This is a genomic window from Pelomonas sp. Root1217 (assembly GCF_001425705.1).
Classification (GTDB): Bacteria; Pseudomonadota; Gammaproteobacteria; order Burkholderiales; family Burkholderiaceae_C; genus Pelomonas.
On record NZ_LMDC01000012.1, the window covers coordinates 256,334 to 271,546 of the forward strand.

Below are 15,213 nucleotides of genomic sequence, written 5' to 3' on the forward strand. Positions count from 1 at the left end.
CACAGAGAAGGCCTTTCTCTGTGTCTCTGTGCCTCTGTGGTTGCATTTCCGGTACGGGACCGCTGACATGTTCAACGCCTCACTCATCGTCGACCGCGACTTCAACCTCGCGCCGCTGGACCGCCGCCTGTTCGGCGTCTTCGTCGAGCACCTCGGTCGCTGTGTCTACAACGGCATCCATGAGCCCGGCCATCCGACCGCCGACGAGCAGGGCTTTCGGGGTGACGTGGCCGAGCTGACGAAGGAGCTGGGCGCCACCATCGTTCGCTACCCCGGCGGCAACTTCATGTCGGGCTACAACTGGGAAGACGGCGTCGGGCCGAAGGACCAGCGCCCGCGCCGGCTGGACCTGGCCTGGTTCTCGACCGAGACCAACCAGGTCGGCACGCATGAGTTCATGGCCTGGTGCCGCAAGGTCGGCATCGAGCCGATGTTCGGCGTCAACCTCGGCACGCGTGGGCCGGACGAGGCGCGGCACTACCTCGAGTACTGCAACCACCCCGGCGGCACGGCGCTGTCGGACCTGCGCCGCAGCCATGGCGCCGAGGAACCGCTGGGCATCAAGTTCTGGTGCCTGGGCAACGAGATGGACGGCCCCTGGCAGATCTGCCAGAAGACACCCGACGAGTACGGCCGCATCGCCAAGGAGACCGCCAAGCTGATGCGCTGGGTGGACCCAAGCATCGAGCTGGCCGCCTGCGGCTCGTCGGCCTACGACATGCCGACCTACGGCATCTGGGAAGACCGCGTGCTGGAGCATTGCTTCGAGTTCGTCGACTACCTGTCGCTGCACAGCTACTTCGTCAAACCGCCGCTGGATACCAGCACGGAAAGCTTCTTCGCGCAGATCGAGACGAATGCGCGCTACATCGAGGACACGGTGGCCATCGCCGACTCGGTGGCCACGCGCAAGCGCTCGACCAAGCGGCTGAAGCTGTCCTTCGATGAATGGAACGTCTGGTACCGCGCCCGCCACGGCGAGCACCTGCGCCAAGCGGGCTGGCCCGAGGCGCCGCGGCTGCTGGAGGAGGTCTACACCGCCGAGGACGCGCTGCTGATCGGCGGCATGTTGACGATGTTCATGAACCATGCGGACCGCCTCAAGGTCGCCTGCATGGCGCAGCTGTGCAACGTCATCGCGCCCATCATGACCGAGCCCGGCGGGCCGGCCTGGCGGCAGACCATCTTCCACCCCTTCGCCCAGGCTGCGCGCTGGGCCCATGGCCAGGTGCTGCGGCCCGTCATCCGCTCGCCCGGCTTTGCCAACCCGCGCCACGGCGAGCTGCCCTATCTGTGCGCCAGCGTCGTCGATGACGCCGCGACGGGGCAGACGGCCGTCTTCCTGCTCAACCGCAGCCTCACCGACGAGATGGACCTGTCCATCACGCTGCGCGGCCTGGGTCTTGAGCGCCGTCTCGTGCAGGCGGAGCAGCTTCACTGCGCCGACCTCAATGCCACGAACACCGTCGACGCGCCCGACCGCGTCACGCCTCAGGTCCTGGATGGCATCGCCATCGCCGGCGAGCAACTGCGCGTGAAGCTCAAGCCCGCCTCCTGGAACGTCATCGTCACGCAAGCCGTGCGCACATGAACTGGAACAACCCCCTCATCGAACAGCGGGCCGACCCGCACCTGAGCTTGGTCAACGGCCGCTACTGGTTCACGGCGTCGGTGCCGAGCTATGACGCCATCGAGATCCGCGTTGCCGACAGCATCGCCGGACTGGCCACCGCACCCGCCAAGGTGATCTGGCGCGCGCACGACAGCGGCCCGATGAGCTTTCACGTCTGGGCGCCCGAGCTGCACCGCATCGATGGCCGCTGGTATGTCTACTTTGCCGCCAGCGAGCGTGACGACATCTGGAAGCTGCGCATGTACGTCCTCGAATGCGCAGGCGACGACCCGCTGGTCGACGCCTGGGTGGCGCGCGGCCAGATCGTCACGCCCGAGGAGGGCTTCTCGCTGGACGCCACGCCCTTCGAGCACAACGGCCGCCGCTACCTCTGCTGGGCGCAGAAGAGCCCACCGACCGAGAGCAACCTCTATCTCGCCGAACTGGCCAACCCGTGGACGCTGGCCAGCGAGCCGGTCGTCATCACGCGGCCCGAGCTGGCCTGGGAGCGCATCGGCTTTCACGTCAACGAAGGCCCCGCCGTGCTCAAGCGCAACGGCTGTGTCTTCATCGCCTACTCGGCGGCCGCGACCGACGCGAACTACTGCATGGGCCTGCTGTGGGCCGACGCAGGCGCCGACCTGCTGGACCCACCGAGCTGGCACAAAGCGCCCACGCCGGTGTTCTGCACCCACGCCGCCGCGAGCCAGTTCGGCCCCGGCCACAACAGCTTCACGACGACGCCCGACGGCAAGACCGACCTGCTGGTCTATCACGCCCGCAACTACCGCGACATCGTCGGCGACGCGCTGAACGATCCCAACCGCCACACCCGCGTGCAGGCCTTCGGCTGGCGCGACGACGGCTTCCCCGACTTCGGCGTGCCGGTCGCCGACGGCCCTTATTCGATCTGACGCCATGAAACTCATTGCCTCGCTCCTGCTCGCGATTCCCGCCCTCGCTCAGGCCCTGAGCAGCCCCGACGGCCAACTCCAGGTCGACGTGTCGGTCAATGCCGAGCAGCAGCTCGTCTATACGGTGCAGCGCGCCGGTCAGCCGGTTCTGCTGGCTTCGAGACTGGGTCTGGTGCTTGAGGATGCGGACTTCGCGAGCGGGCTGAGCCTCGTCGGCGCATCTCCGGTCAAGCCGCATCGCGAGCAGTACACGCTCGCAGCCGGCAAGCGCAGCCGCGTGGACTATCGCGCCAATGAGCAAAGCTTCATGTTCGCCAACGCCAGGGGCAGGCAGTTCGTGCTGCAGCTGCGCGCCTCCAACGACGGCCTGGCCCTGCGCTACACGGTCGACGGCCCGGGGCGCAAGCAGTTCAAGGACGAGCTGACCAGCTTCGCCTTCGCGCCCGAGGCCCGCGCCTGGCTGCAACCCATGGCGACCGCCAAGTCGGGCTACAAGCGCGTGAACCCGTCCTATGAAGAGCACTACCAGATGGGCGTCGCCGTCGGAACGCCGTCGCCCATGCCGGCTGGCTGGGTCTTCCCGGCGCTGTTTCGCAGCGGCGCCAACTGGGTGGCGCTGACCGAAGCCGGCATGGACGGTCGCTTTCACGCGTCGCGCCTGCAAGCTGACTCGACCGGCGGCACCTACCGCATCGGCCTGCCCGATCCGAGCGAGGTCTTCACCGGCGGCCACCTGCTGGCGCAAGTCGATGGCCCACTGACCACGCCCTGGCGCGTGCTCGCCATCGGCCCGCTGAAGACGGTCATGGAGTCCACCCTCGGCACCGATCTCGCCGCCCCCGCCATACCCTTCGACAAGGCCAGGCTCAAGCCCGGCCATGCCTCCTGGAGCTGGGCGCTGCTCAAGGACGAGGCCACTGTCTTCGACGTGCAGAAGCGCTTCATCGACTACGCGGCCGACATGGGCTGGAACTACACGCTGGTGGACGCCGAGTGGGACCGCCAGATCGGCGACGCCAAGATGAAAGCACTGGCCGACTACGGCCGGACGAAGGGTGTCGGCCTGCTGGCTTGGTACAACTCCGCGGGCGACTGGAACGACACGCCGCAGACGCCCCGCAGCGCGCTGCTGACCGCGGCCGACCGGCAGCGCGAGTTCGCGCGCATGAAGGCCATCGGGGTGAAGGGCCTGAAGGTGGACTTCTTCGGTGGCGACGGCGCCTCCATGCAGGCCTACTACGTGGACTTGCTGAAGGAGTCCGCGGCGGCCGGCCTGCTGATGAACTTCCACGGCGCCACGCTGCCTCGCGGCTGGAGCCGCACCTATCCCCACCTGATGACGGTAGAGGCGGTGCGCGGCATGGAGTTCACGACCTTCACGCAGGAAGACCAGGACGCCGTCGCCACGCACGCTGCGATGCTGCCGTTCACGCGCAACCTCTTCGACCCCATGGACTTCACGCCCATGGTGTTCGGCGACGTCCCCAACATCAAGCGCGCCACGCGCAACGGTTTCGAGCTGGCCGAGAGCGTGCTGTTCCTGTCGGGCATCCAGCATTTCGCCGAGACGCCCGAGGGAATGGCCACCGTACCGGCCTCTGTGAAGGGCCTGCTGCGCGAGCTGCCGCGCCACTGGGACGAGGTGCGCTTCCTGGACGGCGAGCCGGGCAAGTTTGTAGTCATCGCCCGCCGCGCCGGCAAGCAGTGGTTCATCGCCGGCATCAACGCCGACGGCCAGCCGCGCGATGTGCAACTGGACCTGGCCTGGTTGGGCACCCGCGAGGGCCAGCTCATCACCGACGGCGCGGGCGAGCGTGAGTTCGCTGAAGGCAAGCTCACCGCACCGACCGCCAAGGTGACGCTGGCGCCCCACGGCGGCTTTGTCGCCCGCTTTCGATAATGAAGGCTTTTGCGGCTAGCCTCGCGCCCATGCGAACCCGAGCGGACCACTCCACCTACAGCGCTCAAACCGAGGGCAAGAGCCAGCACGGCCGCATCGTCAGCGAGCTGGGCCTGGCCATCGTGGGCGGCGAACTGCAGCCCGGCGACAAGCTGCCGTCCGAGGCCCAGCTGCTGGAGCGTTACGAGATCAGCCGTCCCGTGCTGCGCGAGGCGGTGCGCGTGCTCGTCGCCAAGGGCCTGGTGGTGTCGCGCCAGCGAGCCGGCGCCATCGTGCGGCCGCGCAACGAGTGGCATCTGCTGGACCCGGACGTGCTGTACTGGCTCATCCAGTCCCGTCCACAACGCGACTTCGTGCAGACGCTGCTGGAAGTGCGCCAGATCTTTGAGCCCGCCGCCGCGGCGCTGGCCGCCCGCGCCGCGACGGACCAGCAGCTCAAGTCGATAGCCGCCGCCTACGAAGGCATGGCCGCTGCCAGGACCACCGAGGAGCTGCTGGAGCCTGATCTGGCGTTTCACCGCCGCATTGCCGAAGCCACCGGCAACGACTTGCTGGCCTACATCGGCAACATGCTGTCGCTGGCGCTGCGCGAATCCATCACGCTGTCCAGCCAGCTGCCCAACACGCACGAGCTTTCGCTGCCGCGCCACAAGGCCATCCTGACGGCGCTGCAGGCCCGCGACCCGCTCGGCGCCCGCCAGGCGACGCTGGTGCAGCTGGACGAGACGGGTGACGACATCAACAGCGTCTTGGCCAACGATGGCCGGGTCAACCTTGCTTAAGAAAGTCACCTCCATGGCCCGCGACGACGACGATGACGCCAACGGCCTGACCGACGCCAGCCCCAATCCCAACTGGTTCCTGCGCGCGCGGCTGAAGACGCGCCAGCTGCTGCTGCTGATTGCGCTGGACGACGAGCGCAACATCCACCGCGCCGCCGAGGTGCTGTGCATGACCCAGCCGGCCGCATCCAAGCAGCTCAAGGACCTGGAGGACATGCTGGACGTGAAGCTCTTCGAGCGCCACCCGCGCGGCATGGAGCCCACGCTCTACGGCGAGACCATGATCCGCCACGCCCGCATGGCGCTCACGTCGCTGTCCGCCGCCCACGACGACATCGTGTCGCTGAAGAACGGACTGGCCGGCCAGGTCGAGGTGGGCGTCATCATGACGCCGGCCATGGGCCTGCTGCCGCGCGCCATCTCGCGCATCAAGCTGCAGGCACCCAAGCTGCGCATCGGCGTGCACATGGAATCGAGCAAGCACCTGGTGGACATGCTGCAGCGGGGCAAGCTGGACTTCGTGATCGGCCGCATCGTCGAAGAGCACAACGCCGCCGGCCTGCACTACGAGGAGCTGACGGTCGAGCCCGCCTGCGCCGTGGCGCGCGTGGGCCACCCGCTGCTCAAGGAAGACAACCTCAAGCTCGCCCACCTGGCCGACCAGCCCTGGATCCTGCCGCCCACGGGCAGCGTGCTGCGCCACCGCTGGGAGCTGATGTTCCGCCGCGCCGAGCTGGAGCCGCCGGCCAACAACGTCGATACGACGGCGCTGCTGCTCATCACCGCGCTGCTGCAGCAGACCGACTCCCTGCACGTGATGCCCGTGGAGGTGGCGCGCTACTACGCGTCGCTGAACGTGCTGGCCATCCTGCCCATCGACCTGCCCTGCCACATGGACGCCTTCGGCATCATCACCCGCGAGGGGCATCTGATGTCGCCCGGCGCGCGGCAGCTGCTGCATGAGGTCAGGTCGGCGGCGCGGGACCTGTACTGAAGCACGCCGGGCTCGGTGGCAGGCAAATGGCCGGTTCACGGCCCATGGCGTGCGCGACACCGGCATAGACTGCGCGACGAAGCAATTAACGCTGCGACGGGCCAGGCGCCTGGCCCTGGCCGCCGTGTCAAATTGGCGCCGTGAACTCGGCTAGGGATTCTGTTTGCCCCAACGCAGCCGCTCTCAATGCCACCCCATGACCCGATTCATTCTGGCTCTGGCTTCCTCTGCTGCGTTCAGCGGCGCGGCGTCGGCTCAGACAGTGCACGCCAGCATCCCAGACGCCGAGTTGCCCGAGATCATCGGCAAGCTGGATCAAAAGCACTTCGACGCGTTCAACAGCTGTGACGTCGACACGCTGTTTACCCTCTTCGCGGAGGACGTGGAGTTCTTCCATGACCTCAATGGGCGAATCCTGAACCGCGAGCAGTTCATTCAGGCGGTCAGGAAGAACATCTGCGGCAAGGTGCACAGGCGAGCCCTCCCAGGGACCATGGAGGTCTTTCCGATGGCCAAGATTGGAGCCATCCAGATGGGCCAGCACTGCTTTGCGGAAACGGACAAGTCGGACTGCATCCAACGCGCCAGGTACTACATCCTTTGGCGCTTCGACGGCGCGAACTGGCGGATCGCGAAAGTCTTCAGCTACGACCACCGGCCGATGACTGGCGGCTGAAGCGCCAAAAACAGGGAAGTGGCCCTCGGCGCGATCTCGGGCAGGAGCGCTAAAACCCCCAAAAGCCGGGCTTGGCGACGCCTTGGGCGTCTCCGGGTTGACCCGTAGCTCCCACAAGAGCCCCGCCCGCCGGCCGGGCACCGTTTCCGGGCGACAATCGCAGCTTCGCGCGCGCGTTGTGCATGGGCGCGCCCGAACTGCCCCCCAGAGATCCCCCAAGAGGCCTCCATGATCGTTTTGAAAGCTCCCCAGGATCAGGTGCTCGGCGCGCTGCAAGCAGTGGCTGGCATCGTCGAGCGGCGCCACACGCTGCCCATCCTGGCCAATGTGCTGATCCGCAAGACCGGCAACCAGGTGGAGCTCACGACCAGCGACCTCGAGATCCAGGTGCGCACCACCGTCCAGTTCGACGGCGACGCCGGCAACCTGCAAACCACGGTCGGCGCCCGCAAGCTGATCGACATCCTGCGCTCCATGCCGGCCGACCAGGTCGTCAGCCTGACCAGCAACGCCAACAAGATGACCCTGCAGGGCGGCAAGAGTCGCTTCACGCTGCAGACCCTGCCGGCCGACGATTTCCCCCTCGTGCAGGAAGCCGCCGACTTCGGCCCCGCCTTCAGCGTGCCGCAAAAGGCGCTCAAAGGCCTGATCAACCAGGTGCACTTCGCCATGGCGGTGCACGACATCCGCTACTACCTCAACGGCATCCTGTTCGTTGCCGAAGGCAAGAACCTGACGCTGGTGGCTACCGACGGCCACCGCCTGGCGCTGGCCCAGGTCGAGCTGGACACCGACATCCCCAAGCAGGAAGTCATCCTGCCGCGCAAGACCGTGCTGGAGCTGCAGCGCCTCTTGAAGGACGGCAAGGACGACGCCGCTGCCATCGAGATGCGCTTTGCCGGTAACCAGGCCAAGTTCTCTTTTAGCGGCATGGAGTTCGTCACCAAGCTGGTCGAGGGCAAGTTCCCCGACTACAACCGCGTCATCCCCAAGAGCCACAAGTTCCGCCTGACGCTGGGCCGTGCGCCGCTGCTGTCCAGCCTGCAGCGCGCCGCCATCCTGACCAGCGAGAAGTTCAAGGCCGTGCGCCTGACCTTCGAGCCGGGCCTGCTGTCCATCGCGTCCAGCAACGCCGAGCAGGAAGAGGCCAAGGAAGAGATCGAGATCGACTACGCCGGCGACAAGATCGAGACCGGCTTCAACGTCACCTACCTGATGGATGCCCTGGCCAACATGAGCCAGGACATGGTCTGCATCGACCTCAACGACAGCGCCAGCAGCGCGCTGCTGACCATCCCCGACACCACCGGCTTCAAGTACGTCGTGATGCCGATGCGAATCTGAGCCAGCACCTGGCTTGGACACAGCGGGCTTCGGCCCGCTTCAGTGCTTTTAAAGGGCGATGAATTTGTCGCCCGCGAGTGAGAGAGAGTTCCCGATGAGTGATGTTTCCAGCAGTGCCGAACACCCCGATGGCCTGAACGCCAACCAGCAGGCGGCCGCCGCGGCCGAGGCCAAGTCGGGCGCGGTGTACGACGCCAGCTCCATCCAGATCCTGGAAGGCCTGGAAGCCGTGCGCAAGCGCCCCGGCATGTACATCGGCGACACCTCCGACGGCACCGGCCTGCACCACCTCGTCTTCGAAGTGGTGGACAACTCCATCGACGAGGCCCTGGCCGGCCACTGCGACGACATCGTCGTCACTATCCACACCGACAACTCCATCTCCGTCATCGACAACGGCCGCGGCATCCCCACCGGCGTCAAGATGGACGACAAGCACGAGCCCAAGCGCTCGGCCGCCGAGATCGCGCTGACCGAGCTGCACGCCGGCGGCAAGTTCAACCAGAACAGCTACAAGGTGTCGGGCGGCCTGCACGGCGTGGGCGTGTCCTGCGTCAACGGCCTGTCCAAGTTCCTGCGCCTGACCGTGCGCCAGGGCGGCAAGACTCACTTCATGGAGTTCGCCCAGGGCATTCCGCAGGACCGCGAGATCGTCATGGTCAACGGCGTGGAAACCAGCCCGATGAAGGTCATCGGCGAGACCGACAAGCGCGGCACGGAAGTCCACTTCCTGCCCGACACCGAGATCTTCAAAGAGAACAACGACTACCACTACGACATCCTCGCCAAGCGCCTGCGCGAGCTGTCCTTCCTGAACAACGGCGTCAAGATCCGTCTGGTCGACGAGCGCAACAACAAGGAAGACAACTTCGCCTATGCCGGCGGCGTGAAGGGCTTTGTCGAGTTCATCAACAAGGGCAAGACGACCCTGCACCCGAACATCTTCCACGCCATCGGCGACAAGATGAGCGACCAGCAGACCAACATCGGCGTCGAAGTGGCGATGCAGTGGAACGACGGCTTCAACGAGAACGTCCTCTGCTTCACCAACAACATCCCGCAGCGCGACGGCGGTACCCACCTGACCGGCCTGCGCGCCGCGATGACGCGGGTCATCAACAAGTACATCGAGGACAACGAGCTAGCCAAGAAGGCCAAGGTCGAAGTCGCCGGTGACGACATGCGCGAAGGCCTCGCGTGCGTCGTTTCGGTCAAGGTGCCCGAGCCCAAGTTCAGCTCGCAGACTAAGGACAAGCTGGTCAGCTCCGAAGTGCGCGGCCCGGTGGAAGACATCGTCTCGCGCCTGCTGACCGACTACCTGCTCGAGAACCCCACCGACGCCAAGATCATCTGCGGCAAGATCCTCGACGCCGCCAGGGCCCGAGAAGCCGCTCGGAAAGCTCGCGAGATGACACGCCGCAAGGGCGTGCTCGACGGCCTGGGCCTGCCCGGCAAGCTGGCCGACTGCCAGGAAAAAGACCCGGCGTTGTGCGAGATCTACATCGTCGAGGGCGACTCCGCCGGCGGCTCCGCCAAGCAGGGCCGCGACCGGAAGTTCCAGGCCATCCTGCCGCTGCGCGGCAAGATCCTGAACGTCGAGAAAGCCCGCTACGAGAAGCTGCTGACCAGCAATGAAATCCTGACGCTGATCACGGCGCTGGGCACCGGCATCGGCCGCGGCGCCGGCGGCGACGACTTCAACCCCGACAAGCTCCGCTACCACCGCATCATCATCATGACCGACGCGGACGTGGACGGCGCCCACATCCGCACGCTGCTGCTGACCTTCTTCTACCGCCAGATGCCCGAGCTCTGCGAGCGAGGCCACATCTACATCGCCCAGCCGCCGCTTTACAAGGTCAAGGTCGGCAAGCACGAGCAGTACTTGAAGGACGCGCCCGAGCTCGACAGCTTCCTGCTCAAGGTCGCGCTGCAGGACGCGAGCCTGGATACCGGCGCAGGCGACACCCTCAAGGGCGACACCCTCGACACCCTGGCCCGCAAGTACGTGGCGGCCCAGTCCGTCATCGGCCGCCTGTCCAACTGGATGGACATCGAAGCCCTGCACGTGCTGGCCAACGGCCTGGCGCTGGACCTCGACACCCCCGAAGCCGCCGAGGCCAGCGCGGCCAGCCTCAAGGGCCTGCTGCACGACGCGCTGGTGACGGTGGAGACCGACCCGCGCACCGACAAGCTGTTCCTGAAGATCGCCCGCACCCACCACGGCAACGTGCGCGCCAGCGTCATCTCCGCCGACTTCGTGCACGGCGCCGACTACGCCGTGCTGGCCGATGCTGGCCTCAGTTTCCAGGGCCTCATCAAGCCCGGCGCCATCGTGCGCAAGGGCGAGGGCGAGAAGGCCAAGGAAAGCAAGGTCGAAGACTTCCGCGCTGCCATGGCCTGGCTGATGCAGCAAGCCGAAGGGGCAGTCGGCCGCCAGCGCTACAAGGGCCTGGGCGAGATGAACCCAGAGCAGCTCTGGGAAACGACGATGGACCCCAACGTGCGCCGCCTGCTGCGGGTGCAGATCGACGACGCCATCGAGGCGGACAAGGTCTTCACGATGCTGATGGGCGACGAGGTGGAGCCGCGGAGGGATTTCATTGAGACGAATGCGTTGCGGGCGGGGAATATCGACGTCTGAGGTTGACCCGGCCCCGCGCGGCAGTTTGAATCCGCTCATGCAAGTACCGGCCCTTGTCACCGAGCGGAGCGAAGCCATCGCAGAGCTTTGCAAGCAAGCCCGCGCGCGCAGGCTGGATTTGTTCGGGTCCGCCGTCCGGGAGGACTTCGATGCCGGGTCCAGCGATCTCGACTTCCTCGTCGTATTCGAAGACCTGCCGCCCGTGCGTTATGCCGAGGCGTTCTTTGAGCTGAAGCGCGGCCTGGAACGGTTGTTCGCCCGGCCGGTCGACTTGGTCGTGGAGCGTGCGATTCGCAACCCGTACTTCAAGCAACGGGTGAGCGCAGAGCGACAGCCGGTCTATGGCGCCTGACCTGCGCAAGTACATTTGGGATGCCAAGGAAGCCGCCGCGCGTACGCTGCGATTCACTGCCGGCAAATCCCTTGGCGACTACCTGGGAGACGAGTTGCTGCGCTCCGCCGTCGAGCGCCGTTACCGTGACGAGTCCGATTCGTCGGTGCGTCACTTCGCCAACTTCTATGGTGGTGCGTTGGTCGAAGCCGTGTGTAGGAGGCCTCCACCGGGTTGGCTACTACCTCAGACCCCACATGATTCCCTGGTTCTGCCTGGAGCAGTATGGGACGGCCACTGGGGGTAGCAGGTCCCGGCCTCGCGGCCAGAGACGCTTTGAAGGAATCCGTGCCCCTGCGGGCACGTCGGCAACTGGCTAATGACCTGCTTCTTCGGGCTGGATCTTTGTGGGGATCCTGTGGGGATTCAAAGTTAGAGCGCTTTTGTCAAAGTTGTTGCACCAGCTTTTGCAGAGTTGGTGTCGCCGGCCGTTGCGCTTGCCTAGTGTTGGCACGACCGTACTCTGCTAGCTGCAATAGATCTGCAAGGGGATCAGATAGGTCTCGTGAAGGAACTTCTCGGTGACGCCCAGCACCGCGAGCTGATGCTCAGCCGCCTGGACCTTGGACAGACCGGGTTGCACGATGAAAACGCGAATCGCGATCCTGCAGGTGCGACTTAGGTCTCTGATCTGGATCAGTCGTTCCCTGGTGCCCACCTCGAGGCGAGTAGCCCTGCCGCTCTCGATACGCAGCGCTTCGCGCTTTAGCAAGTGCGCGAAAAGATCCGTTCGACGGTCCTTGTTGTGCATCCAAAGCACACTTCGCTGCGCCTGACCGCAGACTTCGTACATGTCACCGATTCGCCCACCTGGCTCCGGCGCGCTTGAATACTTGCAGTGGTAAAGGTCGACCGTGATCAGCTTCGGCAGGGTCAGGCTGTCAAGGCTGATCCCGACAATGTCGGCCGCCTCACCCTTGCCATCGTCGTCGAAAAGGATCTCGTGGCGCGCTTCCGCCTTGACGTGTTCGATCATCCGGAACTGCACAGATTCGGCCCGACGCTCTTCACGTTGAGACTCCTGCGTGAGGTCGATGTCGGTCCAATCCAAGGTGACAAGCCGGTCGCGCGAGTACAGGGCGGTATCTGTGCGCAATTGGATAAGCACGTTGCCGTCGAGCCTGGACCCATCCGCAAACCAGATCGTCGGCGGGTACTCCGTCAAGAAGTCGCACAAGTCGTACTCGGCGCCGCGTTTTATGGTGGCCCGGCCGTCACTTTCGTAGACGAATGCAAAGTCCGCGCTCTTGCCGCGCCCGACGAAGTTGAGGCGGACCTGCGCTTCCCGCTGATCACAGCTGACCCTCAGTACGATGGGGCCGCTGTCGGTGTAGTCACGGGGCTCAATGCTGACGTAGGTCAGGTGCTGGTTGATCGTGGTTCCAAACGAGATCGTTGTCGCCGACTCCACGAGATCGAGAATTTCGAGTGGCCAGTCCACGCCGACTGGAACCGCCATGGGCCGGCTGTCGATCAGCGTCGGAATGAGCGTGCCACGCAGCACCTGCTCTGGGTCAATGTTCGGGTCGTCGATCTTGGACCCGATGTTCTTGCACCAGGTGGCGAACTGATCGACGCGTAGTCGCAGGCTAGACCACACCCGTCCCCGCTTGCCTGCACCGACAGAAGCCGGTCCACCTTTCTCGAAACCGACCCCGGCCAACACAGCCTTGGTGGTGGTCGCCAGCGTGGCTTCTGCCAGCAGCGCCCCACATCGGGGCCCATCCGGCCGGTGTAGCGAATCTGGCGACCCAATTGCTCGTCCAACCCGACGTTGGTGAGCATCAGCCGGTTGATGCCAGAGAAAACCCGGAAGACATCCGGCGCCTTGATGAGTTCGACGGTGTCGCCGCACAGCGCCTTGGCGAGATCCGAGTAGTTGCCATTGTTCGCCGAACCGTGGATGTAAAGCAGCGATTTGTCCTTGTCCCAGATCGCAATGCAGAGTTCCCAAGCAATGCCATCCACCGTGGCGATGTCCGTCCATGGAACACCTTGTCGGCGAGCAGCGATGACGACCAGCATCCGCTCCGTTTCGTTGAGGATCGGGTGCACTTGCTCGGCGTCGCTGCCGCCCTTGAAAGCGGCCTTGTACTTGTCGGGCGTCCAATTCCCGCACTGAGTGCGATAGACCACCATACTCGCGGCCGGCTGAATCTCGGTCAGCGGGATGTCATCCAGCTGACCCACGAATCCTCCGATGAAACGCTGCGCCTCCAGTTCCTGCCCAATTGCGCCTTCACTGAGGTGGGGAAGCAGCAGGTTCCAGTCCGGGTCCTGCGCGTACAGAGCACGCAGTTCCTCTTTGAGATTGACGTCCGCCGTGTTCGCGATGAAGACGGGCTCGCCGAGGTCCTCCCGCGCTCGTGTGAAGCGACCGGCGAGCTGAAGCGTGACCGCCAAGCTCTTCCTCAGATCATGGAACGCCGCGATCTTGAGCTCGGGCATGTCGAAGCCTTCGCCCAGCATGTCGACACAGATGACGATCCGCGACTCACCGCTCTCAAGCTTTTTGCGGGCAGCATCGATCTCGGTTTCTTTGAGGCCACTGTGGATGGCGACCGGGTTGAATTGCCCCAGGGCCTCATAGATCGCATGAACTTCGGCCGCCCGCAGCTGGGTTGATACGCGCGCCATGGCGACGTGCAAGCCGGTGGTGTCGGCGTGCAACTCCTCAATCACCTTTGCCGCGATGTCCCGATCGGCACGAGCGCTGTTGAAGGCATAGACCGAACTGAACCGGATGGGCTTGAAGTAGCCCTCGCTCTGCGCTTGGCGCATCGGATACACGTAGATGATCTTGCCGTCCAGGGGCTGGCCATCCTCACGAAAAGGAGTGGCAGTGAACTGCAGGATCAGGCTTTGGCCTTTGAAGTGGGACTTGAATCGCTTCCACGTTGCCGCCTCTGCGTGGTGGGCCTCGTCAATGAACAGGTGCGAGCACAGCTCCGCCATGCGCGCCTGGACCTCTGGCGAGCATCTGCCAGCCAATGCGCTGGTTGTGACGACGACATTGCACTGCCGAAAGAACTCTTCGACCTCCTCCGGATTCACCGGCTTCTTGGTCAGCATCCCCACGACGGGACGCACGACGCTTGGCTGTAGCAGGCTTGCGCTCGGGTCCTTCAAGATGCCCATCGTGAAGAACTTCTGGGCTATCTGGGTCCGCAGTGCGTCGGTCGGCACGAGCACCAGCACGCGTGTACAACTGGCGGATACCAAGGTGGCCAGCATCGTTTCAGTCTTGCCAGTGCCTGTTGGCATGACGACGGTGGCAACCTCCTTGCTCGTCGACCAATGCGCATGAATGGCATGGAGAGCGCCCAACTGAGGACGCCGCAGACCGATCCGACCATCACCAGCCTCGTCTTCGCCCACGTACCGGAAACCGTTCAACCAGGTCTCGCGAGCTCTCACGGCGCCCGCATCGGGACCTCCGACTGCAGGATGGGCCAGCCACTTGGATGCCCGGAGGTCGATATGTTCGGCCGCGCCATCAGGAATAGGCCCAACCAGGACGCTACCGTCCGTAGGCACCTGATCGTCCTTGGGCGCCTTGGGGAAGGCGTAGAGGACCTCGCCGTCGGCCGGCGCGAGCCTCTGGCCGGTTGCTGACGGCAGGACAAATCGCGTCCACTCACCCTCGACCAACCGTTCCGCAACCATCAACTGGCCAATGAAGCCAGTTCGATGTTTGACATCGACGCCCTTCACGGGCGGCACGTTCAATCGCATCTTGTTCCCTCCCCAGGGACTCGGCCGCAGGCGCATCCGCGGCGCTTTTGGATCCATTCGATGGTAGCCGCGCCCAGCGCGCCTCCAGCCTGCTCTCTCCTCCGCAACCCGCCCTCCGTCATCACAAGAATGGAGATAGTTTCGCAAAATTGAGAATTCGTATACATTCGAAGGTAAGAAGGCGATGTACCCGCAGTACCTTGGCCGTTGCAACCAGAGGA

Annotated in this window: 11 protein-coding genes; 9 read left to right on the forward strand and 2 right to left on the reverse strand. The window is 64.9% G+C overall.

Annotated features, from left to right (window positions below):
* The first annotated feature begins 67 nt into the window (after window positions 1-67).
* The 9 genes from ASC95_RS10070 to ASC95_RS10110 all read left to right on the forward strand — a co-directional run bounded on the left by ASC95_RS10070 (window position 68) and on the right by ASC95_RS10110 (window position 11,218).
* Window positions 68-1,591: an alpha-N-arabinofuranosidase gene (locus ASC95_RS10070; protein WP_057297594.1), complete on the forward strand. Its 1,524-nt coding sequence runs from the start codon at window positions 68-70 to the stop codon at window positions 1,589-1,591.
* Window positions 1,588-2,526, forward strand: coding sequence for a family 43 glycosylhydrolase (locus tag ASC95_RS10075; RefSeq protein ID WP_057297595.1), 939 nt, complete (start codon window positions 1,588-1,590; stop codon window positions 2,524-2,526). Before ASC95_RS10070 ends, ASC95_RS10075 begins: the two co-directional genes overlap by 4 nt.
* Before the next feature lie 4 nt (window positions 2,527-2,530).
* Complete coding sequence (locus ASC95_RS10080; protein WP_157256065.1) at window positions 2,531-4,426, forward strand: glycoside hydrolase family 97 protein; 1,896 nt, start codon at window positions 2,531-2,533, stop codon at window positions 4,424-4,426.
* A gap of 29 nt (window positions 4,427-4,455) precedes the next feature.
* Window positions 4,456-5,208, forward strand: a complete 753-nt coding sequence (locus ASC95_RS10085) for a FadR/GntR family transcriptional regulator (protein WP_057297597.1) — start codon at window positions 4,456-4,458, stop codon at window positions 5,206-5,208.
* 13 nt (window positions 5,209-5,221) lie between these two features.
* On the forward strand, window positions 5,222-6,202 hold the full coding sequence (locus ASC95_RS10090) for a LysR family transcriptional regulator (protein ID WP_057297598.1): 981 nt from the start codon (window positions 5,222-5,224) through the stop codon (window positions 6,200-6,202).
* A 289-nt stretch (window positions 6,203-6,491) separates the two neighbouring features.
* Window positions 6,492-6,878 carry a nuclear transport factor 2 family protein gene (locus ASC95_RS10095; protein WP_235537876.1) on the forward strand — a complete coding sequence of 129 codons (387 nt, stop codon included), beginning with the start codon at window positions 6,492-6,494 and terminating at the stop codon, window positions 6,876-6,878.
* Window positions 6,879-7,106: 228 nt separating this feature from the next.
* Window positions 7,107-8,222 carry a DNA polymerase III subunit beta gene (dnaN, locus tag ASC95_RS10100; RefSeq protein WP_057297600.1) on the forward strand — a complete coding sequence of 372 codons (1,116 nt, stop codon included), beginning with the start codon at window positions 7,107-7,109 and terminating at the stop codon, window positions 8,220-8,222.
* A 94-nt stretch (window positions 8,223-8,316) separates the two neighbouring features.
* A complete protein-coding gene (gene gyrB, locus ASC95_RS10105) occupies window positions 8,317-10,866 on the forward strand; it encodes a DNA topoisomerase (ATP-hydrolyzing) subunit B (RefSeq protein ID WP_082567668.1) in 2,550 nt (849 codons plus the stop codon).
* Between the two features lie 37 nt (window positions 10,867-10,903).
* Window positions 10,904-11,218, forward strand: a complete 315-nt coding sequence (locus ASC95_RS10110) for a nucleotidyltransferase family protein (protein ID WP_057297601.1) — start codon at window positions 10,904-10,906, stop codon at window positions 11,216-11,218.
* A gap of 505 nt (window positions 11,219-11,723) precedes the next feature.
* On the opposite strand, the gene ASC95_RS31820 is transcribed toward ASC95_RS10110, so the two are convergent.
* Together ASC95_RS31820 and ASC95_RS10115 are read right to left on the reverse strand one after the other, a co-directional pair.
* Window positions 11,724-12,761 (reverse strand): hypothetical protein, encoded by a 1,038-nt coding sequence (locus tag ASC95_RS31820; RefSeq protein WP_235537877.1) that lies wholly within the window; start codon window positions 12,759-12,761, stop codon window positions 11,724-11,726.
* Window positions 12,731-14,992, reverse strand: coding sequence for a DEAD/DEAH box helicase (locus tag ASC95_RS10115; RefSeq protein WP_235537878.1), 2,262 nt, complete (start codon window positions 14,990-14,992; stop codon window positions 12,731-12,733). Before ASC95_RS10115 ends, ASC95_RS31820 begins: the two co-directional genes overlap by 31 nt.
* Window positions 14,993-15,213: the final 221 nt, after the last annotated feature.